Source organism: Paenibacillus sp. Soil724D2, from assembly GCF_001427935.1.
Lineage (GTDB): Bacteria > Bacillota > Bacilli > Paenibacillales > NBRC-103111 > Paenibacillus_E.
In genome coordinates, this window is sequence record NZ_LMRY01000012.1 from 63,840 (window position 1) to 83,083 (window position 19,244).

The 19,244-nt window shown below is 44.1% G+C and carries 18 protein-coding genes and 1 pseudogene; 6 read left to right on the top strand and 13 right to left on the bottom strand.

What is annotated here, in order from left to right:
• Positions 1-29 precede the first annotated feature (29 nt).
• The 5 genes from ASG85_RS13405 to ASG85_RS13425 are packed head-to-tail and all read right to left on the bottom strand — an operon-like array spanning position 30 to position 4,705.
• Positions 30-746 (bottom strand): GntR family transcriptional regulator, encoded by a 717-nt coding sequence (locus ASG85_RS13405; protein ID WP_414858722.1) that lies wholly within the window; start codon positions 744-746, stop codon positions 30-32.
• An 8-nt stretch (positions 747-754) separates the two neighbouring features.
• Positions 755-1,771, bottom strand: coding sequence for a sugar kinase (locus ASG85_RS13410; protein WP_060646660.1), 1,017 nt, complete (start codon positions 1,769-1,771; stop codon positions 755-757).
• Complete coding sequence (gene dagF, locus ASG85_RS13415; RefSeq protein ID WP_060646475.1) at positions 1,764-2,522, bottom strand: 2-dehydro-3-deoxy-phosphogluconate aldolase; 759 nt, start codon at positions 2,520-2,522, stop codon at positions 1,764-1,766. Before dagF ends, ASG85_RS13410 begins: the two co-directional genes overlap by 8 nt.
• A 1-nt stretch (position 2,523) precedes the next feature.
• Positions 2,524-3,627 (bottom strand): DgaE family pyridoxal phosphate-dependent ammonia lyase, encoded by a 1,104-nt coding sequence (locus ASG85_RS13420; protein WP_060646476.1) that lies wholly within the window; start codon positions 3,625-3,627, stop codon positions 2,524-2,526.
• Positions 3,605-4,705: an amidohydrolase/deacetylase family metallohydrolase gene (locus ASG85_RS13425; protein ID WP_060646477.1), complete on the bottom strand. Its 1,101-nt coding sequence runs from the start codon at positions 4,703-4,705 to the stop codon at positions 3,605-3,607. Before ASG85_RS13425 ends, ASG85_RS13420 begins: the two co-directional genes overlap by 23 nt.
• A gap of 355 nt (positions 4,706-5,060) precedes the next feature.
• Between ASG85_RS13425 and ASG85_RS13430 the strand changes: the two are divergent.
• A pseudogene (locus ASG85_RS13430) lies at positions 5,061-5,534 on the top strand (MMPL family transporter); the annotation flags it as partial.
• On the opposite strand, the gene ASG85_RS13435 reads toward ASG85_RS13430, so the two are convergent.
• The 6 genes from ASG85_RS13435 to ASG85_RS13460 form a co-directional block, all read right to left on the bottom strand.
• Positions 5,524-6,171 (bottom strand): nitroreductase family protein, encoded by a 648-nt coding sequence (locus ASG85_RS13435; RefSeq protein ID WP_060646479.1) that lies wholly within the window; start codon positions 6,169-6,171, stop codon positions 5,524-5,526. The pseudogene ASG85_RS13430 and the gene ASG85_RS13435 overlap by 11 nt on opposite strands.
• A gap of 86 nt (positions 6,172-6,257) precedes the next feature.
• Positions 6,258-7,355, bottom strand: a complete 1,098-nt coding sequence (locus tag ASG85_RS13440; protein WP_060646480.1) for an efflux RND transporter periplasmic adaptor subunit — start codon at positions 7,353-7,355, stop codon at positions 6,258-6,260.
• 13 nt (positions 7,356-7,368) lie between these two features.
• Complete coding sequence (locus tag ASG85_RS13445) at positions 7,369-8,715, bottom strand: ABC transporter permease (protein ID WP_060646481.1); 1,347 nt, start codon at positions 8,713-8,715, stop codon at positions 7,369-7,371.
• On the bottom strand, positions 8,712-9,401 hold the full coding sequence (locus tag ASG85_RS13450) for an ABC transporter ATP-binding protein (protein ID WP_060646482.1): 690 nt from the start codon (positions 9,399-9,401) through the stop codon (positions 8,712-8,714). Before ASG85_RS13450 ends, ASG85_RS13445 begins: the two co-directional genes overlap by 4 nt.
• 25 nt (positions 9,402-9,426) lie before the next feature.
• Positions 9,427-10,611 carry an MFS transporter gene (locus tag ASG85_RS13455; protein WP_060646483.1) on the bottom strand — a complete coding sequence of 395 codons (1,185 nt, stop codon included), beginning with the start codon at positions 10,609-10,611 and terminating at the stop codon, positions 9,427-9,429.
• A 22-nt stretch (positions 10,612-10,633) separates the two neighbouring features.
• Complete coding sequence (locus tag ASG85_RS13460; RefSeq protein WP_060646484.1) at positions 10,634-11,968, bottom strand: hypothetical protein; 1,335 nt, start codon at positions 11,966-11,968, stop codon at positions 10,634-10,636.
• 226 nt (positions 11,969-12,194) lie between these two features.
• Between ASG85_RS13460 and ASG85_RS13465 the strand changes: the two genes are divergently transcribed.
• From ASG85_RS13465 to serS, 5 genes are all read left to right on the top strand, one after another.
• Positions 12,195-12,509, top strand: coding sequence for a hypothetical protein (locus ASG85_RS13465; RefSeq protein ID WP_060646485.1), 315 nt, complete (start codon positions 12,195-12,197; stop codon positions 12,507-12,509).
• Between the two features lie 28 nt (positions 12,510-12,537).
• A complete protein-coding gene (locus tag ASG85_RS13470) occupies positions 12,538-13,170 on the top strand; it encodes a hypothetical protein (RefSeq protein WP_057306985.1) in 633 nt (210 codons plus the stop codon).
• A gap of 31 nt (positions 13,171-13,201) precedes the next feature.
• Positions 13,202-14,227: a tetraprenyl-beta-curcumene synthase family protein gene (locus ASG85_RS13475; RefSeq protein ID WP_082588090.1), complete on the top strand. Its 1,026-nt coding sequence runs from the start codon at positions 13,202-13,204 to the stop codon at positions 14,225-14,227.
• 73 nt (positions 14,228-14,300) lie between these two features.
• Positions 14,301-15,269, top strand: a complete 969-nt coding sequence (gene pfkA, locus ASG85_RS13480) for a 6-phosphofructokinase (protein WP_060646487.1) — start codon at positions 14,301-14,303, stop codon at positions 15,267-15,269.
• A 308-nt stretch (positions 15,270-15,577) separates the two neighbouring features.
• The gene (gene serS / locus ASG85_RS13485) at positions 15,578-16,861 is read left to right on the top strand and encodes a serine--tRNA ligase (RefSeq protein WP_060646488.1); all 1,284 of its coding nucleotides are present in this window, start codon (positions 15,578-15,580) and stop codon (positions 16,859-16,861) included.
• A 56-nt stretch (positions 16,862-16,917) separates the two neighbouring features.
• Here serS and ASG85_RS13490 read toward each other — a convergent pair whose 3' ends face one another.
• Together ASG85_RS13490 and ASG85_RS13495 are read right to left on the bottom strand one after the other, a co-directional pair.
• Positions 16,918-17,871 carry a D-2-hydroxyacid dehydrogenase gene (locus tag ASG85_RS13490; RefSeq protein ID WP_060646489.1) on the bottom strand — a complete coding sequence of 318 codons (954 nt, stop codon included), beginning with the start codon at positions 17,869-17,871 and terminating at the stop codon, positions 16,918-16,920.
• A gap of 91 nt (positions 17,872-17,962) precedes the next feature.
• Positions 17,963-19,144 (bottom strand): putative glycoside hydrolase, encoded by a 1,182-nt coding sequence (locus ASG85_RS13495; RefSeq protein WP_060646490.1) that lies wholly within the window; start codon positions 19,142-19,144, stop codon positions 17,963-17,965.
• Positions 19,145-19,244: the final 100 nt, after the last annotated feature.

Consider the following 19,244-nt stretch of genomic DNA (forward strand, 5'->3'; position numbering starts at 1 on the left):
AAAAGGAAACTGCGTTTTCTCCATGTATCCTAACTGTCGTAATTGACTACATAGTTGTGCATGACCGTGTTGTAATATCCTTTGCTGAATTCGATCAGATCGCCTCGTTCATCATACGAATAACGTAATCTCTTCAATAGCGGGGTTCCTTCTTTTACATGCAAGATTTCTTCCACATAAGAAGGAGCAGTGGCAGCAGCAAACTCATCTCGATACTTTTCTAAGGCAATTCCGTTCTCCTCAAGCAATTCATACAAGGATTGATCATTCAAATCCGATTGTTCGATATTAGACATTTGCATGGATAGATAGTGGGAGTAGTGGATATAGGGTGTGTCATTCAAATGATAAAGACGCTCGATGAACAAGCAGTGCTCACCAAATAATTGATAAGGTTCTGTGCCTACATCATTCGTTACAACTTCAGCTCGCAATAATTGCTTGTGAATTTGATGGCCTTCTTCAACTAGAACTTCTGTGAAACGCTTCCATTTGGAAAGCTTGGATGTAGAAGCATTTCGTATAACCTTGGTCCCTTTGCCGCTGCTCTTTTCCAAATATCCTTCTTGGGCAAGTTCTTTGATGGCATTGCGAATGGTGATCTTACTCACATCGAATTCCTGCTCTAGCTGTGGCTCTGAAGGTATATTCATTCCCAAGGGATACACACCGTGTAAGATGCGATCCTTCAGGATATTCATGATTTGTAAATATAATGGTCTTTTATTGCGGGATAAATTCGCCAATCCAATCACTACCTTTCTACATCGCCTACGGCTTCCGTCATCGCACGAAGAATATCACCTTCTGATGACATCGGAGTATCGCCTACAATCGTATGTGCAAGCATGCCGGCGGCCGCTGCAAACCCTACTGTTTTCTCCGGTGAAAATCCTTGGATTTCTCCGTGTACGATACCGCTCGTGAAGGCATCTCCTGCACCAATTCTATCATAGATAGAAAACGTGAGCAGTTTAGAAAAGGTGAAGCTAGAGTCCTTATAGATAAATCCGCGCAAGGAATGTGTGTTGTCACCGTTAATGTTACGGTGTGTGCCTGCTATGACAGAGATCTGATATTGCTCCGCGACGGCTGGAATCAGCTCCATCAATTGTTCTTGACTTTCGATCTGATCGGTAGGCATACCGAGGGTAAACATCGCGTCTTTTTCATTCATCATGACAATGTCAGCCAGCTGCAGCATTTCCTCATAATGCGGTTTTGCCTTTGCATAGCCGCCTTCACCCCAATGTGCAGGACGATAGTTGCAATCGAAAACAACCGTGCCGCCATTCGCTTTGACCGCTCTCGCCAAATCTTTCATGTGCCGCCGCACATTATCATTCATGGCTAAGGTAATGCCGCAGAAATGGACAATATCGATATTTTTAGCGATTTCAGCGAAATGATAAGTACTTTCAGGTGCCGTGTTAAAGCTGCTTTCCTGACGGTTGGAGTACGTTACGCGGCTGGGCCGCGCACCGAATCCATTTTCTAAAAAATACATGCCCAAGTAGTTACCGCCTCGAACAATGAACGATTGAGAGATACCTAATTTTCGCAAATACGATTCTGCAGCATCTCCTACGGCATTAGCTGGCAATCTGGATATCAGGTGCCCGGTATGCCCTAAGCGAGCTAGCGCTGAGCTTACATTCACGCCAGTACCGGAGAAAGAATAATTCAAACTGCTAGCTTGGGATAAGAGTTCATACCCCGGCACCTGCAAGCGCATCATGACCTCTCCAAAAGCAGCAATTCGTTTAGCCACCATGATGATCAACCAGTTTCTTCATGATCCCCAGTAATTTACGGACATCTGAGGCTCTCGTCTTTCCAGTAGCATTGTCGATGATCGATGAATACACGTGTGGGATGACTTGCGGAACCTTAGCTTCCAGTGCGATACGCAGGATCGTTTCGAAATTATCCATGTCGATGCCGCCTGTTGGTTCTAATGCGAAACCTTCATCTCCACATGCTTGCGCAACAGCGCGCAATTCGTCTTCGCAGCTTAAGCCGTTCATCGGGAAATATTTCAAGGCATTGCCGCCCATGTCGCGGACAAGCGCAATAGCTGTTTTGATAGGTACAATTGCAAGCTCGGATTGCGCAGCGCTTATTGGACCTGTTGAGATATTGACATAGCCAACGCGTCCAGTAGGGGACACCAAACTGTTAATCCAGCTATCTTGGTCGCCCAGATTGGCGCGTGTTGCACCTACGGCAGGGAATACTTGGTTAATGTGGCTGCCGGGATAGTGCTTCGCAATGGCTGCGACAACTGCAGCTTGACGATTATCGCCAGCGCCAAGTCCGATCGATACGGCTTCGTCAATGGCTTTTCCGTACTCTTTCATCGCTTCTACAGCTAATTCAACCGTAGGATAGTCTTTGGAAAGAACGCCAACAAGGACGTAACCCTCCGCTGCTTCAAATATCTCTTTAGCATTTTCTACACTATTAGCCAATACATTCAATGCCGCGCGGCCTTTGTAGAAACGTTTTGTAATGTTGGACATGTTAGTGGCCTCCTAGTAGTTTACGTATTTGAGCAGCGATAACCTCAATGTCATCGCCTTGAAGCGGACGTGGATCGATATCGAAATAGCCCTGTCTCACGCCATAATCGCGTGTGTAGATAGCAATCTCACCATTCTGCAGGCCTGCGACTACTTCCTTGGCCGTAGTGCCTGCTTGCTCAGGATCAATTTGAATGCGTGCGCGGAAAATCGCACGACCGGCTTCATCCTGTACAATGGTCACTTTTAAACCTTTTATTTCACTGAGAGGCATTAATACTTGCAAAGCTGCTTTTTCCTGTTCGCTTTTATCCTCTTTGACGCCGTACTCATCAAGCGCTTGAAGTAAGCCGAAGGTAGTTTCTTTGCCTACTTTCATACTTCGCCCAATTCCATACAGTTGTACTTTTACCCACTCGATAAAGCAACGCTTCCCGCCAATAATCCCTGAAGTTGGACCTTCAATGGCTTTTGAACCACTGTAGATGGCAAGATCTGAGTATTTTACGTACTTTTGAATATCTTCTTCTGCGGCTGCATCTACGATAAGCGGAACACCATTTCGCTTTGCAATCTCCCATGCTTCTTCAACAGAAATCATATTTTTTTGGACGGCATGATGGGATTTCACGTAAAGTATGGCAGCTGTAGTTTCAGTAATCGCATCTTCGATATGCTCAGCTTTACCCTCATTGGCGTAGCCAACTTCTACTAGCTTTCCGCCTCCCAAGTAGATCATTGTTTCAACGGGTGCTCCGTATTGGACATTGTGACCTTTGAGCATGATGATTTCGCTTTTGGGAATAGGCTCTTGATGCAGACGTTCACTCTTGCGACGATTCCCTTCAGTCACAACAGCTGCGATAGAGAGTGCGATGCCGCTTGAGGCGGAATTGACGACAACCGCAGCTTCGGAACCTAGGATATTAGCGATATAGTCGCCTGTTTTATCAACGAGATCTGCGATCTCAACGTAATTTTGCCCGCCATGCTTCATGGCTTCCATGACCGTATCAGTCGGAGCAGATACACCTAGAATGCTCATTCGTCCACTTGCATTGATGACACGCTTTAGACCATATTTAGCATTTAATGAGAGAGCCATTCACAACCACTCCTTTGGCTTGTATGATTTGTTCTGTTATACGCTTGTCGCCTTCAGAATCAACAAGTTCAGTCGGTTCATTTTGAACTGTAAACAGGGTTAGATTGGCAATGTCACCAATTTGAATTCGACCAAGTTCTGGCTTATTTAGCCAATTTGCTGCATGTGTGGTGACCGCTGCGATGACCTCTTCAAGGGAGTACCCTAAGTAAAGAAATTTCGAGAGTACATGGGACATACTATATACCGGACCGTTCAATCGGTTCCCGCGGTAGATGTCTGTACTGATGGTATCTAAACCGATATGATGTTGTTTCGCTGCTTCCGCAACTTTAAAGGAAAAGCTTGCCGTGCCGTGACCAACATCCAGATGCACACCTCTTTCAATAGCTTCCATAAACGCGTGTAACGGCTTTCCATCCTCATCAAAAAGATTATTAGCTTTCCCATTCAGATAATGGGTAATGATATCTTTTTTCTCTAAAAGTGAAAGGATATCTTCGATACTCGGCGGTCCTGAACCGATATGAACCATCAAAGGGAGAGAGGTTTCATGAGAAATTGCACGCGCAGCGAGCAAAGGTTCAATGCCGCAGTCACGAACAACACTTTTGCTTATTCTTGCCTTTAATCCAACAATGATATCTTTATATTGATTTACGGCTTGCACAGCCTTGTCCTTATCGATCCATGCCATGTTGGATAATTCATCGACTCTTTTCAAACCAATACGTGAAATGTTCAAAAAGGCAAACAAGTTCGTTTGGGCTCGTTCCCTACTTGAAGCTAAGTCTGCAATTCGGTCAGCACCGCAACTTCCAGCGTCTACAATGGTGGTTACACCTTGCTTGATTCCGATCTCATCGATTTCATCGCCGTAGGGATCAAAGTCAGGAAAAGCATGGGTGTGCAGATCAATCCAGCCACTCGAGACATAAACACCAGAATAATCAATGATCTGGTTCCCATGTCCGCTCCCAGATCTGGTTAAGTCAGCGATTTTCCCGTCTTCAATTACAATATCGAGACATTCTCCATTCACGTGCTTTACATTGTGCAATACGAATCTCTCTTGCATGCTTGTCACCTTTTTCTGCAATCAAATTATTAACGCTTACATTTAAGATTGCCTAGATATCTCCTCACATACATAGGAGAGAAGTGTGATTAGTTTGTGAAGAATATAACGTTATAATGTTACAATAGCATAGAAAATTATCGAAGTAAATATAACGTTATAATGTTTAAAAAATTAAATTTTTCCAAGAAATTAGCCATGGAATTTGATGATGAGAACATAAAAGTAAAAGCCTATACAAGTCCTATGGGGGGGAATTGTATAGGCTTTAAATTATCACTGAGGGAATAAACCATGCCATAAGATGTCGATGATTTGTATAGCTGCTTCACTTTCACGCGGGAACATTTTATAGCTGATTCTGCATTACTTCATGGACACGTCGGCCATTCAGGGATTAATTCCGCTCTATGCATTTGTTTTCCTCGTTGCCTTAGGAGAGGATTACAATATCTTCATAGTATCTAGCATATGGCAAGAGCGAAATCGCTTAAAGCTGAAGGATGCGATACGCCTAGGCGTCAGCCAAACGAGCAGTGTCATCACCTCTGCGGGCTTAATTCTCGTTGGAACGTTCGCAGTTCTACCCTCACTGCCCATTCAAGTGCTTGTCCAATTCGGTGTTATCTGTGCAATCGGCGTTATCCTAGACACATTTATTGTTAGGCCATTCCTCGTACCTTCGATTACGATGCTGCTTGGAGAGGCGTCCTTCTGGCCGGGTAAAATCAAACACAACCACAAGCCCAATATGAAAACAAACGCGCCAAAACATAAGGAGCTGTCCGCAGAATGCGGCAGCTCCTTATTCAATCCTATTAGTCAATAATTTGAAGAATATCATCGACTTCTTTGCGTGCCAGTTTGCCTGGACGATCCTTCGGATAACCGAGGGCGATGACCATATTAATCTGACATTCTTCCGGGATGTCCAGATAAGTTCGGATTTGATCTTGGGCTAGCAGCACGGGGCCCGTCATCGGGCATGTTGCCAAGCCTCTAGCGTGCGCGGCGAGCATCAGGTTCTGAGAGGCTAAACAGGAGCTCTTAATGCCTTCTTCGGCCCATACGGTGTCTTCGACGAGTTGAATCGGATCAAAAATACGATCACGGAACTTCGATTCATAAGGCGTTGCTAAGCAAATGATAAGAACGGGAGCATCGGAGAACGCTGTGGCATAGGGACCGAATGACTTCACCAGCAAGCGTGCTTCTCGCGAAAGACCTTTTTCCTCGGCAGCCGACGCACGCAGATGCAGTTGGTCCCAGGTCAATTGTTCGATATGTTTGATTTTCTCTGTATTTCTTAACGCAATAAACTTCCAAGTTTGGGAATTCGTATCGCTGGGTGCATATCTGGCACAGTCGATAATTTCACGAATATCTTCCGTGGCAACTTCTTGTTCTGTAAAGTTTCGAACACTGCGGCGCTCGAGTACAATCGACTTAAAATCTTCATAATTCATAAAAAACAACTACCTGCCTTTGCTGCTTGAATTGTGCATATTTTATTACTTGGTACTAAGACTTTATCGTTATTATAAAGCAGTTGTTATTGCAGCACAACCGTATCGCCTTCATTCAGACCTTTTAGCACTTCGGTTTTCTCAGGGGTTTCCAACCCAATCTCAATTTCACGGCGTTCTACGCCTTGAGCCGTTTGCAGCATCACGTAGTAGACTTCTTTCTCGTGCAGCACGGCTAATGTAGGTACGACAATAGTTTGTGGCTTTTTATCTGTTTCTATCGTGCCTGAGAGGCTGAGTCCGGCGATTAGCTGCTCATTTGGTTCTAATGAGATGGTAACTTCGAATTGAGCTGAACTCGTGCCTTGCTCCGTGCCAGATTTGGCAAACTTGGATACTTTTTCAACCTTACCTTGAAGCTTTTTCTGTTTAAGTGCATCTACTTTTACTTGTACAAGCATATCTGGCTTAATTCGAAATACATCAAATTCACCAACCGTGCACACCAACTGTAATTTCGTCAAATCTACGATTTTACCAATACGCACGCTTTCTTCGACAGACTTAGGAATTTTGGAGGAGTCTTCGAATAAGAAGATGCCATTCTCAGGCGCAACGAAGGAAGCTTGTTCTACTTTCTCTTGTTTTTTAGCCAATTGCAATTGAATGGATTGATCATTGACCGCATTCAACTGTTCTTGAATTTTTCGTCCTTCTGACGCGGCGAAGCGCTGGCGGGCATCATCTTCACTAACAGCACCTGCAGCGACAGTATCCCCCGCAGGCCCAGCAGCTTTGAAATTGGCTAAGTCGGCTTCCAACTTTTGTTTCTTCAAGTTTGATTGGAGGGCTGCAATTTCACTTCTTAGCGGAGTAGCATCAAGCTCAAACAACTGCTGCCCCTTTTTTACTTGAGCCCCGTCAGTTATGTGCCAGGCTTTTATTTCGCCGGTGAAGGGTGCGTAGACGCGAGTCTCCTTCTCATAAGAAGACTTTCCTTTCACTTCAATGCTATTAACCAGATCTTCTTTTGTAACTTTGAATTGTAGGGCATTGAACGCAGCACCTGCGTCGGCATTCTTTGGATTCATTTGATTAGGATGGCTTGATATGTATAGAATGCTGCTAATGCCGCAGACAATGACTGCCGTTAGAATTAGCATCCATGTTTTCTTTTTCCTCATGCTAAACAATCTCCTATTCTCGTTTAATTGCGGTTAGCGCATCGGTTCGAGAAGCTTTAACTGCAGGGTATAGACCCGAAAGAACGCCCGTCATAATTGCAAAAAACATGCCGACTGGAAGAATCCATAAGCTTATAAATAAAATTTCCACGGGATCCCCTCTATTGGAACCAAATCGGATAATGATCAAATTAATTCCCCAAATGACCCAATAAGAGAGCAAAATGCCTACAAAGCCGCCTAGCATGCCTAGAAGCGAAGATTCCACGATAAACATATTGCGGATTTGTTTCAAATTCGCGCCAAGTACTTTCATGATTCCAATCTGTCGCCTGCGCTGATGAGTGGACATTGTCATCGCGACTACGATGGATATGGAAGCTACGAAGAGAACAAAAAGGCCAACACCAGTGAGCAGCAATCTAACAATGGCAAATTCGCCTTTCATGCGATCTTCTTGATACAAATTAGTCTGTGTTGTGAGTTGAAGTTTTTTAATCATTTCATCAACTTGTTTCACATTCATACTGCTATCAACTTTGACTCTAACTTCTGAATATTGAACATGTCTATTCGTTGAGGACTTATTTTGGGCTTGTAGAATTTTGAGTCCTGTTTCAGGGGAGACATAGGCGGATTTGTTCCCTTGCAGCATGGATTCTGGCAATCCATCGGGCTTCTTCAGCACGCCAATGACGCGAACTGTCACCTCATTTGGTTGAGTTGTAGTCCCTGATTGGTTACCTGACTGCTCTTGGTTATTATTCGATTTCAATGAAATTTGCTTTTGATATAGAGGGTAAGGAATAGCACCCATTTGACGATAGGTTTCGGACTGTTCCTTGCTAGGATTTTGCTGCATAAGTTTATTACGTACTTCCTGCGTCTTTACATCCAAGACACCAAGTGTAGCCCCGTAATTGAGGACGATATTATTAACCTGATCACTAGCCCCTCCTTGTTGGAACTTGGAGTCAAAGTCCTCTAAAGTACTCAACTCCGTTGCCTTGAGATTAAGGTAGCTTTGTTTGCCGTCATCGACAGTGAAGCTGAATTGCCCTAAATCTTGAAAACTAGCAACCGATTTAACATGAGGAAAGGTACGAATGAGATCGAGCTTACTTGACGTAACTTTAGAAGGACTGTTAGGATCGCTATTTTGGTCAACGATTGTGATTTCATCGGTTTTGAGATAGAAGCTCATTTGCTTCTGACTGTAGTGTTGAATTGATTCACCAAAGCCAAGAGCAACCATGATGGAAGCCGAGCCAATGGCAATTCCGACGGTACAAAGCGCTGTCACAACTTTTCGTCGCTGCAGTTGATCCCAGCCAAGGCGAAGGTAATCCTTAAGTTTCATCGGGTTTCACCTTCCTGCTCATTTCCTTCCAGTAAATAACCATCTCGAAGCTGCAAAATGCGCTGCGTTCTGCGAGCAACTTCATGCTCATGGGTAACAATAACGAACGTAATGCCATTCTGGTTCAAGTCGATGAGGAGATCGATGATCTCTTTCTCCGTCTTCGTATCCAGATTGCCTGTAGGTTCGTCGGCAAATACGATAGCGGGCTTCGTTATCAAGGAGCGAGCGATACTGACACGTTGTTGTTGTCCTCCAGATAGCTGTGACGGAAACATATCTGACTTATCCCCGATACCGACCTGCTGTAAGAGAGCCATCGCTCTTTGTTTACGTTCTTGACTTGCGACACTTTGGAATACGAGTGGTAATTCCACATTCTCACGAACGGTTAAATGTGGTATTAATTCATAAGATTGGAAGATAAATCCGATATGAGTCCGCCGAAATTCCGCCAAGCGGTTTTCGCTCATTTTCTCAATGGCCTGTCCAGCGATTAAAATACTGCCACGGGTGGGCTTCATTAGGCCAGCCATCAAGTTTAGCAGTGTTGATTTCCCAGAGCCTGAACTACCGAGCAGAGCAACCATTTCTCCTTGCTCTACGCGGAAATTCAGCTCATGAAGAACGGGAGTTTCTTCTTGGCCTATGCGGAAGCTGTGAGACAACCGTTCAATGGCTAACACGTGATCAACCCTTTCAATTTAGAACTTATCGACCACTAGGCATACTTTCACTTTCATCGTTTTGAAAAATATGAGTGCCCAGAAATCCAATAGCCGCGACGATCGATAAGCAAGCTGCAATAACATAGACTGTGCTTCCACCAGCTAGATCAAAAATCCAACCGCCTAACGTGCCGCTAATTAGTCCCGCAATACTAGACCATGCAACAGCGAAAATGGCTTGCCCAGAGGAGCGATACTCATCCGGAATAATTTGACTAATATAGCGATTAGCCGTGAATAAGAAGATACCAAATGTTAAACTGTGCAACAATTGAACTCCTATGACCCATGTAGGATCTTGAATGGAACCCATAATGAAGAAACGCAAGGCATATACGATTCCAGCAAAGGCAAGCAGGGGTAATTCTTTGAACCTATGTCCATGCTTGCTTAGAAAGAAAAACACCGGAATTTCACTAAGAGCCGAGGTCATCCAAGCATAGCCAATCAAAGAGTCAGATGCCCCAAGCTGTCGCATGTACAAGGCTAGGAATCCATCGTTGAAACGATGTGAAACGGACATAATAATAACTAACACTAAGAACCAGATGAACTTCTTGGAACGAATGATATTGAGCATGCCCCCGAATGCCATCTTCTTGCCACCTTGACGCGCATCTTTTAATAAAAAGACAATGACTAACGTGCTACTAATGGTAAATAGGCATAATATTGGCGTGAGTCCAGTACCGTAGTGTCTAAGAATTAACCCAAAACCTCCGGCAGATACAGCAAAACCAATGGATCCCCAGACTCGGAAGGAGGCGTAGCTCTTACCGCTATCTCGAATACTTAGCATTAACTGGCTGTCATTCAATGAATTTACGGGCTGCTGAAAGAAGAAAAACATCGCTAAGCATATGTACAGCAGGGAGAACCAGCCCGCAGTAAATACCAAGATGGCCGTGAACAGCTGCCCAATAATCAGAATGATCATGATTTTCTTAACCGTTTGGAAGCGATCACTAAGGAATCCCCACAGCAAGTTGGTCGCTATCCCAATCAGTGGTCCAATGGCATACAGCAAACCGATTTGAAGCTTGGAATATCCTTTGTAATCAAAGTAAAGCGGGAAAAAAGTAACGACAATCCCCATCGTCATAAAAAAGGAAAACGTGAACAATTTGAGTAGGTGGTCTTGCGGCTTTGTAGGTATAGACGTTTTCATCTGTAGTTATCACTCGATTTCTTTACAAATTTTCTGTAGAAAAATTCGTTTGTCCATTTTCGGATGTTCGTTTGAGTATTAAGAACACAACAAGAAGCTCAGCCAGCATGCCGACCGATTGCGCGAGAGCACCGATCAAGCCATTCCAGCCGGGTACATTAGAAATGGCGATGAATAAGGTTAACACGGTAACGATAGCATTCGCCGTTTGAGAGAAAACCATGATTTTCGTTTGGCCTCTCAGCATAATAATACCGTTCATGTAATCCAGCCACGGAAATACAAGCGTCATGATCATAAATATACGCATGGCAAGTAAGCTTGCATGCATCAGTTCGGAATTAACACCCATGACATGAGTCATAAACCAAGGTCCGAGAGCTGTATAGGCAAGAATAGCGATAAGTGCTCCTGGAATAAAGCTAAGAAGGATGACGAAACGGACGACAGTTCTAGCATCTTTGCGATAGAAATTCAAAACAATTTGATGAATGTAAGAAAAGAAACTCAAAACCAATTGAGTCAAGGAGCCGGCAATCGCATAAGAGGAAATCGCTAAATGTATATGCGTTGTTTTACCTAGTATGGCATTTATGGCAGGTCCAATGATGACGGCAATGATCGAAGAATACAGAAGGGGCTTATAGAAGCTGAAAATTTGTTGTTTGGTTTCAATCGGATGATCAGGTGCCTTCTCTGGAATAACGGTTCGAAGTAAGTTAGTTCCTTCCCATATAGCAACCATAGCCTCAATAATCATTCCCACTAAGAAAATAATGGCGCCAACACGGCCACTAGAAACATTATCTGTCGTAATAAAATATAACGATAACAAATACATAGCGACGATTCGAACGCACATACCAATGGTCAACCATTTGGTCCGCATATTAAAAATAATTATACCGTGAAATAAGCACCGCAGTCCTGAGAAAATGCTAACGAACATCAAGATGCGATAAACACGAAGTGTAGTGTCTAATAATTCACGTTCAACTCCAAAAAAATAAAGAAATACCCATTCTCCAACAGGCGTATAACATAAAATGAGACCAATTAGAACGATACAAGCAAATACATAGGAACTAACCGCTGCCATGGCTCGAAATGAGATGCGGTCTCTTACAAGTGCTGAGCAAGCTTGTCGCAGTAAAACAACGGGTCTTTCGGTAAGGCCAAGTAAGCTTAAAGGCAGCGCATAGCTGGCAATGACCACTTCCGGATTATCGGCCCTGGCCAAGGTGCTGTTAATAATAACATGCGAGAGGGTAACTAATGTTGCTGAAAGGCCTAGGGGGAGGAAAAAGGAGATGAGCTGTTTCCATGAGATGTTTTCTTTTATTGTCTTAGCGGTCATCCAAATCGCACTCCTTAGAGTTTTGCTTTAGCAAAACTGGCTTCGTAAGAGTATCTCTTACTAAAAATCCCCTTTTAAAAACGTTATTTAAGTATACCAGAAAATGAAATCAGGTTGACATACAATTTTAACTGGAAACCCAAGGTTTGAAGTGATACATTTAAAGGTAGAATGTTTCTTGAACAAGTCGCAGCCAGTTTTTACTGCAAGGAGGTTTAACAGAAGAATGAGCTGCTATTTTCATTATGATGCCAGACTCGGAATTGAGACTCCCGTGTTAGAAGCGGAGTGGGATTCTTATCCGCCCAGTGTGCGTGTTGATATTTTATTACATTGGGAACAAATTCGCGGTGCAATACCTGACCGTATTATGAAGCTAGAGACGACGATTATTTACAAACAAAATCAGCTGGACAAGGAAGACGATTTTCCCACATCATGCCGTTTGAATTCCGAAATTGCTGACTTAGCTTCTATCATAAATGATCTTCATCTTTGGTTCCGGGCGAATCAGGAATTGGAATCGAAAACCCACCAATAATGGTTGTCAATGAAGGGAGAATGACTGCATGCATAGCAATAAGGATGGGGATAACTGGCTGGAAGCTATTGCAAAGCCGCTCTTGGAGCATCTACCTGCTTTATATCCGATAGAAGAATGGGATGGAAGTATGGATGCACGCATTGAAGCGCTTGTCCCAGCTATGATGACCCAAGGCAGTCCGGGGCAAGAGTCTTATGGATTGGCGATTAAAGCGGGCCTTTTTTTACTGAATGAGAGTTTAGATAAATCCCATGATATTGCCCAGGAAATCACGAATGCAACAGGCAGCTACTGGCATGCGCTGATGCATCGGATGGAGGGGGACTACAGCAATGCGAAGTATTGGTTCAACGATGTCGGTCATCATCCTATTTTCTCTAACTTACTACAACGTGTGAGTGAATATTTGACAGTAAAAGACTTAGCGGATTTGGACAATGAAGCCCTTCGTCAGAAGCTTGAAGTGCTTATTACTTCTCCGGAATGGATCCCTTGTGTATTCATCGATATCGTAGAGTTACAAGTATCCCTGGTTCAAAATCCTATTGTTGATCAATGGTTACGGCATATTCAACGATATGAAATGCAGTTATTGTTGCAGTATTGCTATGAACAAAGTTGTGGAGGAAGTCTGCTTGAAGCAATTGGACAAAAGTAGCACAAAGGTTCCACAAGGCCCAATAAGATTAATGGTCAGGGTGTACCGATATATTTTACCGGACGTAAGCGATCAGCTTTCCATATGGAAATCAAAGGCGGAGAATATCCCAGATAGCGAGCTGCGTACCCAAGCATTAGCCAGCATCGCAACGAAACAATTTCATTGTCAAGGTGGCGCTGTTTATGCGGCTGCTAATTTGTCGATGCGTCACGTACTTATTCCGCTCATTGTTGCGTTTCAAACGATTAGCGATTATTTAGACAATCTATGTGATCGCAGTACATCCTTGGATCCCCAGGATTTCCGTCAATTACACCAATCGATGTTGGATGCTGTTGATCCTTCTAAGCCTTTGAACGATTATTATGCATACAGGCAAGAGAAAGAGGACGGAAACTATTTAACAGATCTCGTCCAAAAGTGTCAGTCTTGTATTAGTCTGCTTCCGTCATATACTCAAGTAGCCGATCAGGTGCGAGATTTCGTGGCCTTATACTGCGACTTACAAGTGTACAAGCATATTCGGAAGGATATGCGGGAGCCTGAGCTTCATCAGTGGTGGGATCAACATCATCATAGGTATAGCCAAATTTCTTGGAATGAATTTGCAGCAGCAACAGGTTCAACGTTAGGCATGTTTATGCTTTTCCTTGCGGCTTGTGATCCTCATTTGAGTGAAAAGCAGGTCGATTCGATACGGGAGGCTTATTTCCCCTATGTGTGCGGGCTGCATATTCTACTTGATTATTTAATCGACCAGGAAGAAGATATCTTGGGTGGAGACCTGAACTTTTGCAGTTATTATGAATCTATGGAAGCAACCGTTGAGAGAATTGCCTTTATCGTGCAAGAGGCTCGCAGCAAAATTTTGTTCTTGGAACATCCGCGATTTCATCGTATGATAATCGAAGGTTTGCTTGCGCTCTATTTGTCGGATCCAAAGGTCAACGGCCAACAGCAAGTGAAGAAAATATCGAAGCGTCTTATGAAAAATAGTCCATTAACCCGGTTATTTTTCTGGCTAAATAGCATGTACATCCGTACGTCATCATGAATGACATTCAGAAGAATTAAAGCAGGGAGACTTTGAGCTACGCCCAAAGATCCCTATATTAGGAGGAATTGAAATGTCAGCAGTAAAATCAATTGCCGTTCTCACAAGCGGCGGAGACTCTCAAGGAATGAACGCAGCCGTCCGTGCGGTTGTAAGAAGCGCATTATTCCATGGTCTCGAGGTCTATGCGGTACAACGTGGCTACCATGGTTTAATTAACGATGATATTCGCCAAATGGATTTGCGCAGCGTTGGGGATATCATTCAACGTGGGGGGACTATTCTACAAACGGCTCGCTGCAAAGAGTTTTTAACGCTAGAAGGCCAACAAATTGCAGCTGAAAACTTACGTAAACGCGGTATCGATGGATTGGTCGTTATTGGTGGAGATGGATCTTATCAAGGTGCCAATAAGCTAAGCAAATTGGGCATCAAAACGATGGGTCTGCCTGGTACAATTGACAACGACATCCCATTCACTGACTTTACGATCGGTTTTGATACAGCAGTAAGCATTGTTGTGGATGCGATCAATAAGCTTCGTGATACCATGACATCGCATGAGCGTTCATCCGTCGTAGAAGTCATGGGGCGTCATTGCGGTGAGATCGCACTCTATGCTGGACTAGCAAGCGGTGCGGAAACGATTATCGTTCCTGAGGTTGAGGTCGACATTAATGAAGTAGCTAACCGTATGAAGGATAACTTCTCCCATGGCAAACGTCATAGTATCATTCTCGTTGCTGAAGGAGCGGGAACCGGTGATGGGATTGCTAAACAAATTAATGAGTCTGTTGGTATTGAGCCTCGCGTAACTGTTCTTGGCCATATTCAACGCGGCGGAGCTCCTACGCACAATGACCGAATCTTGGCAAGCCGTCTCGGTGATTTCGCTGTACGTAAACTCATGGAAGGCGAATCTTCCAAAGCATGCGGTGTGATCAAAGGGGAATTAGTAGCTACTGATATTGATTTAGTTGTCAATACAAAGCGTCCTTTTAATACAGAACTTTATGAATTAGCAAGTCGTTTATCCCAGTAGGTCTACATTGGAACAAACGCTTATTGACCTGTATCATATCTTCGTTTATAATATCGAACAACATACAAAGCGACATTAGGTCTGTGAAGAGCTTCCAACTCGGAGACGTTCATGATCGGTAAGGCGCAGGATACTTCGCTTTACTCTAAATAAACCGGCACCGCCCGTTATCGCGGAACCAAGCGGATGATGACATGTTAATGTTATCATCAAGTTGGGTGGCACCGCGAGCAGAACGCTCCTCGTCCCAATCGGACAGGGGCGTTCTTTGTCTTTTTCCCATAATAGAAAAGGAAGCGGTGAGTGGTATGTTGGATATCAAATGGATTCGGATGCATCAGGATCAAGTGAAGGAAGCGGCACAAAATAAAGGGGTGGAATGTCCCCTTGATGAGCTGCTTGAGGTAGATGAGAAGAAAAGGCTTCTACATCAACAAGTGGATCAGTTGCGAACAGAACGCAATCGTGCATCTGCTCAGATTGCTCAGTTTATGGCTAAGCAGAAAAAGGGAGAAGCTGAGGGTCTGAAAGATCAGGTCCGGGGCTGGAACCGAACATTAACGGAATACGAAGAGGGGCTTGCGAAACTGGAGGAGCGTTTCAAGGAGTTAATGCTTACCGTACCGAATCTGGTTTCACCTGAAACTCCAATCGGGGCTACCGATCAAGATAATGTTGTACGGAAAGTAGTAGGTCAGCCGACCTCGTTTGAATTTGTGCCTCGTGATCATATGCAAATCGGTGAGGAGTTAGATTTATTCGATTTCCCCCGCGGAGTGAAAGTGGCTGGAAGCCGGAATTACTACCTCAAAGGGATGGGGCTTTATTTACACAGAGCTGTTCAACAGCTTGCTCTTGATCTGCTATCAGATCGAGGGTTCACGGTGATGGATGTCCCTTTGATGGTGCGGGAAGAGACGCTGCAGAATGCGGGCTTTTTCCCGGCTGGGAAGGACCAGACCTACGAATTACAGGATGAGAATAAATGGTTAGTAGGCACATCGGAAGGTCCGTTGGTTTCGTATTATGCAGATGAGATAATAGATTTATCAAAGGGGCCGATACAACTGGCAGCTGTATCGAATTGTTTCCGTAAAGAAGCGGGTTCGGCAGGTAGAGATGTACGCGGATTATATCGTGTTCATCAATTTGCCAAAGTCGAGCAAGTGATTCTTTGTGAGAATGATCCCGCCATTGCTGATCAAATGTTAGATCAAATCACACGGAATGCCGAAGATATTTTAGAATTACTTGAGCTTCCTTATCGTGTTGTTGCTGTATGTACGGGAGATATGGGCGCCAAAAACTACAAGCAGTATGACATTGAGACGTGGATGCCTAGCCGGAATAGCTATGGAGAAACGCACTCGTCGTCAAGCCTTCTGGACTTTCAAGCTCGCCGCAGTGGCTTACGTTATAGGGATAAGAGCGGTGAGCTTCGTTATTGCTATACCCTTAACAATACGGCTGTCGCCTCGCCAAGAATTCTTATTCCTTTACTTGAAAATCATCAGCAAGCAGATGGCTCAATCTATCTGCCACCAGCTGTGAGACCTTATATGAGAGGGCTCACAGTTATACCGAACAAATAAAATAACGTACCACATCCCTAGGAGATCAACTTTGGGCTGTGGTACGTTATCGTATGTTAATAACCTTCTGTTAAATCTACGACATTCATCATTTCGGTGCCATCTAATATAGCTCTTAGATTATGATAGAAAATGGTGGAAACTCGCTCTGTGTAGTGAGCGGAAGATCCAGCGATATGCGGAGTAAGGATAACATTATCCATGTTCCATAGGGGAGAAGTTGACGGTAATGGCTCCTGCTCAAAAACATCGAGTGCTGCGCCTGCCAGCTGGCCTTCTTGCAGCGCATGGATCAAATGCTCTTCTTCAATGACATCACCGCGAGCCAGATTGATTAAGAAAGCACTTGGTTTCATTAAGCGCAGATGTTCTTTGGTCAAGAAACCTCGCGTTTTAGCTGTACTAGGAAGTAGAAGCACGACGAAATCACTTTGTGTAAGCAAAGTTGTTAATCCTTCTTCTCCGCTGACCGTCGAATCGAAGGCAGGCCCAGGCGAACCAGAACGATTCAACCCAATGACAGTCATATCAAACGCCTTAGCTTTGCGAGCAACAGCTTCGCCAATTGCACCTGCACCAATAATGCCAATCGTTTTACCATAAAGCTCACCAAAACTGACTTGATTGTCCCATACTTTACTTTGCTGACGCTCATGAAGGAGATTCGCTTTACGAACCCATTGCAGCATAAGACTTAGCGTAAATTCACTCATCTGGATCGTATGTACCCCACGGGCATTGGTCAGAATGACATCACGCATGGCTAACTCTTGGAGAGGAAGCTTATCCACGCCGGCAGATATAGTTTGCATCCATTTCAGCTTGGTTGCCTGCTTGAGGGCGTCCGGATTCAAGCGGCCAGCCGTGATAATTACATCAGCATCTGCAATGTGTTCCCCAGCTTCACTTGAAGATTTAAACCAATAAAATTGACAGCGTTCCTTCAAGTCTTGCGGCATCTGCTGTTGCATGGTAGTCAAGTCCATCCCAGTAATGGCGACAATATTCATTGCATTTCAACTCCTTTAATTACATGATAAATCAAATCGAAAACGAAAGTAAACACCCCGAAAGCTCTCTGAGCCTCAGGGTGTCTCCATGCTAATATTTCACACCAGGTGTGTAGTTGTTATTTGCGTTCCATAGGAGGAACTCATTCACGCCGTTTTCTTTCAAAGCGCGTATTTGTTCTTCCACTTCATGTTTACCGTACTTGATATAACCAGGTACCCAAGAAGCAGTGAAATCTTGAATCCAAGGTCGAACAATCGGCTTCCAACCTTTCTTATCAATGGCTTCCAGCTTCTTGGTTGTATCCTTGGAGGCTCCATCGATCGTGACAAAAGGCGCTGCATCCGGCACTTTGGAGCCAAACCAGCCAGTGCTGTAATGACTCGGATAAATCATGGGAGCGATGACATCCACATTTTGAGAGATTTTCTCGAAATCTTGACCAATGCCTTCGGCTGCCGGAACAGAGGCCGCATAACCAAATATATCGACAGATACACGAACACCAAGCGGCTGTAATTGTTCTTTGGCATATTTGACGAAAGAAGCGACAGCATCAATACGTGAACGTTCATCCTTAGTATATTTGAGAATGTCAGCTCTTTTCTCGAAGCCTTCCGGGAATCGGACGTAGTCGAATTGAATTTCTTTAAATCCAGCTTTTACGGCTTCTTTTGCTACTGCGACATTGTAATCCCATACTTCTTTGTTATATGGATTTACGAAGCTGTCCGGTGGGTTTTTACCGTTACCCCACAGAGTGCCATCTGGATTGACGAAAGACCATTCTGGTTTCTTTTTGGCGAGAATCGTGTCTTTGAATACAACAATACGGCCAATTGGATAAATGTTATGTTCGTTCAAGGTGGTCATTAAACCTGGCATATTACCTATAATTTTCTGAGTCGTTCCCATGGCATCAAGCTCGGCGTTCCCTGTTTCCCATGTAATGTAGCCCCAATCATCTTTGACATCAATGACCAGTGAGTTCAGTTCCGTGTCGTCGAGCAGCTTCACAAGTGTACTGAGCCGAGATCCACCCGCACTATGGGCCGTGGCGTATATACCTTTAATTACGGGTGCGTCCTTCTGCGGATCCATTTTGTTTACAGGTGCTAAAGGATCTTTTTCTTGGGATGGTGTAGGTTGAACAATAGCAACTGCGTTCTTCGCATTCAGAGAAGCTTGCACGAGCTGTTCAAAGGTGGCATCCGGGTTAGCGGCTGTGACATTGCCCCAGATTAGGGCAAGTGAAGCAAGTAATATTTCCATGATGTATAAGTCCTCTCCAATCTTTGTTTCTAGCTTTTATTATAAAGCAAGCACGAAACTACGCACAGAGGAAATTTGTAGAGGTTTGTAGAAAGAAGGT

Excerpts from the sequence above, each read along its gene's own strand:
- ASG85_RS13435 (WP_060646479.1), bottom strand. The coding sequence starts at position 6,171 with ATGAATTATGAAGATTTTAAGTCGATTGTACTCGAGCGCCGCAGTGTT.
- ASG85_RS13490 (WP_060646489.1), bottom strand. The coding sequence starts at position 17,871 with ATGAATATTGTCGCCATTACTGGGATGGACTTGACTACCATGCAACAG.
- ASG85_RS13470 (WP_057306985.1), top strand. The coding sequence starts at position 12,538 with ATGCATAGCAATAAGGATGGGGATAACTGGCTGGAAGCTATTGCAAAG.
- dagF (WP_060646475.1), bottom strand. The coding sequence starts at position 2,522 with ATGTCCAACATTACAAAACGTTTCTACAAAGGCCGCGCGGCATTGAAT.
- ASG85_RS13440 (WP_060646480.1), bottom strand. The coding sequence starts at position 7,355 with ATGAGGAAAAAGAAAACATGGATGCTAATTCTAACGGCAGTCATTGTC.
- ASG85_RS13420 (WP_060646476.1), bottom strand. The coding sequence starts at position 3,627 with ATGGCTCTCTCATTAAATGCTAAATATGGTCTAAAGCGTGTCATCAAT.
- ASG85_RS13425 (WP_060646477.1), bottom strand. The coding sequence starts at position 4,705 with ATGCAAGAGAGATTCGTATTGCACAATGTAAAGCACGTGAATGGAGAA.
- ASG85_RS13475 (WP_082588090.1), top strand. The coding sequence starts at position 13,202 with ATGGTCAGGGTGTACCGATATATTTTACCGGACGTAAGCGATCAGCTT.
- ASG85_RS13455 (WP_060646483.1), bottom strand. The coding sequence starts at position 10,611 with ATGAAAACGTCTATACCTACAAAGCCGCAAGACCACCTACTCAAATTG.
- ASG85_RS13460 (WP_060646484.1), bottom strand. The coding sequence starts at position 11,968 with ATGACCGCTAAGACAATAAAAGAAAACATCTCATGGAAACAGCTCATC.
- serS (WP_060646488.1), top strand. The coding sequence starts at position 15,578 with ATGTTGGATATCAAATGGATTCGGATGCATCAGGATCAAGTGAAGGAA.
- ASG85_RS13465 (WP_060646485.1), top strand. The coding sequence starts at position 12,195 with ATGAGCTGCTATTTTCATTATGATGCCAGACTCGGAATTGAGACTCCC.
- pfkA (WP_060646487.1), top strand. The coding sequence starts at position 14,301 with ATGTCAGCAGTAAAATCAATTGCCGTTCTCACAAGCGGCGGAGACTCT.
- ASG85_RS13495 (WP_060646490.1), bottom strand. The coding sequence starts at position 19,144 with ATGGAAATATTACTTGCTTCACTTGCCCTAATCTGGGGCAATGTCACA.
- ASG85_RS13445 (WP_060646481.1), bottom strand. The coding sequence starts at position 8,715 with ATGAAACTTAAGGATTACCTTCGCCTTGGCTGGGATCAACTGCAGCGA.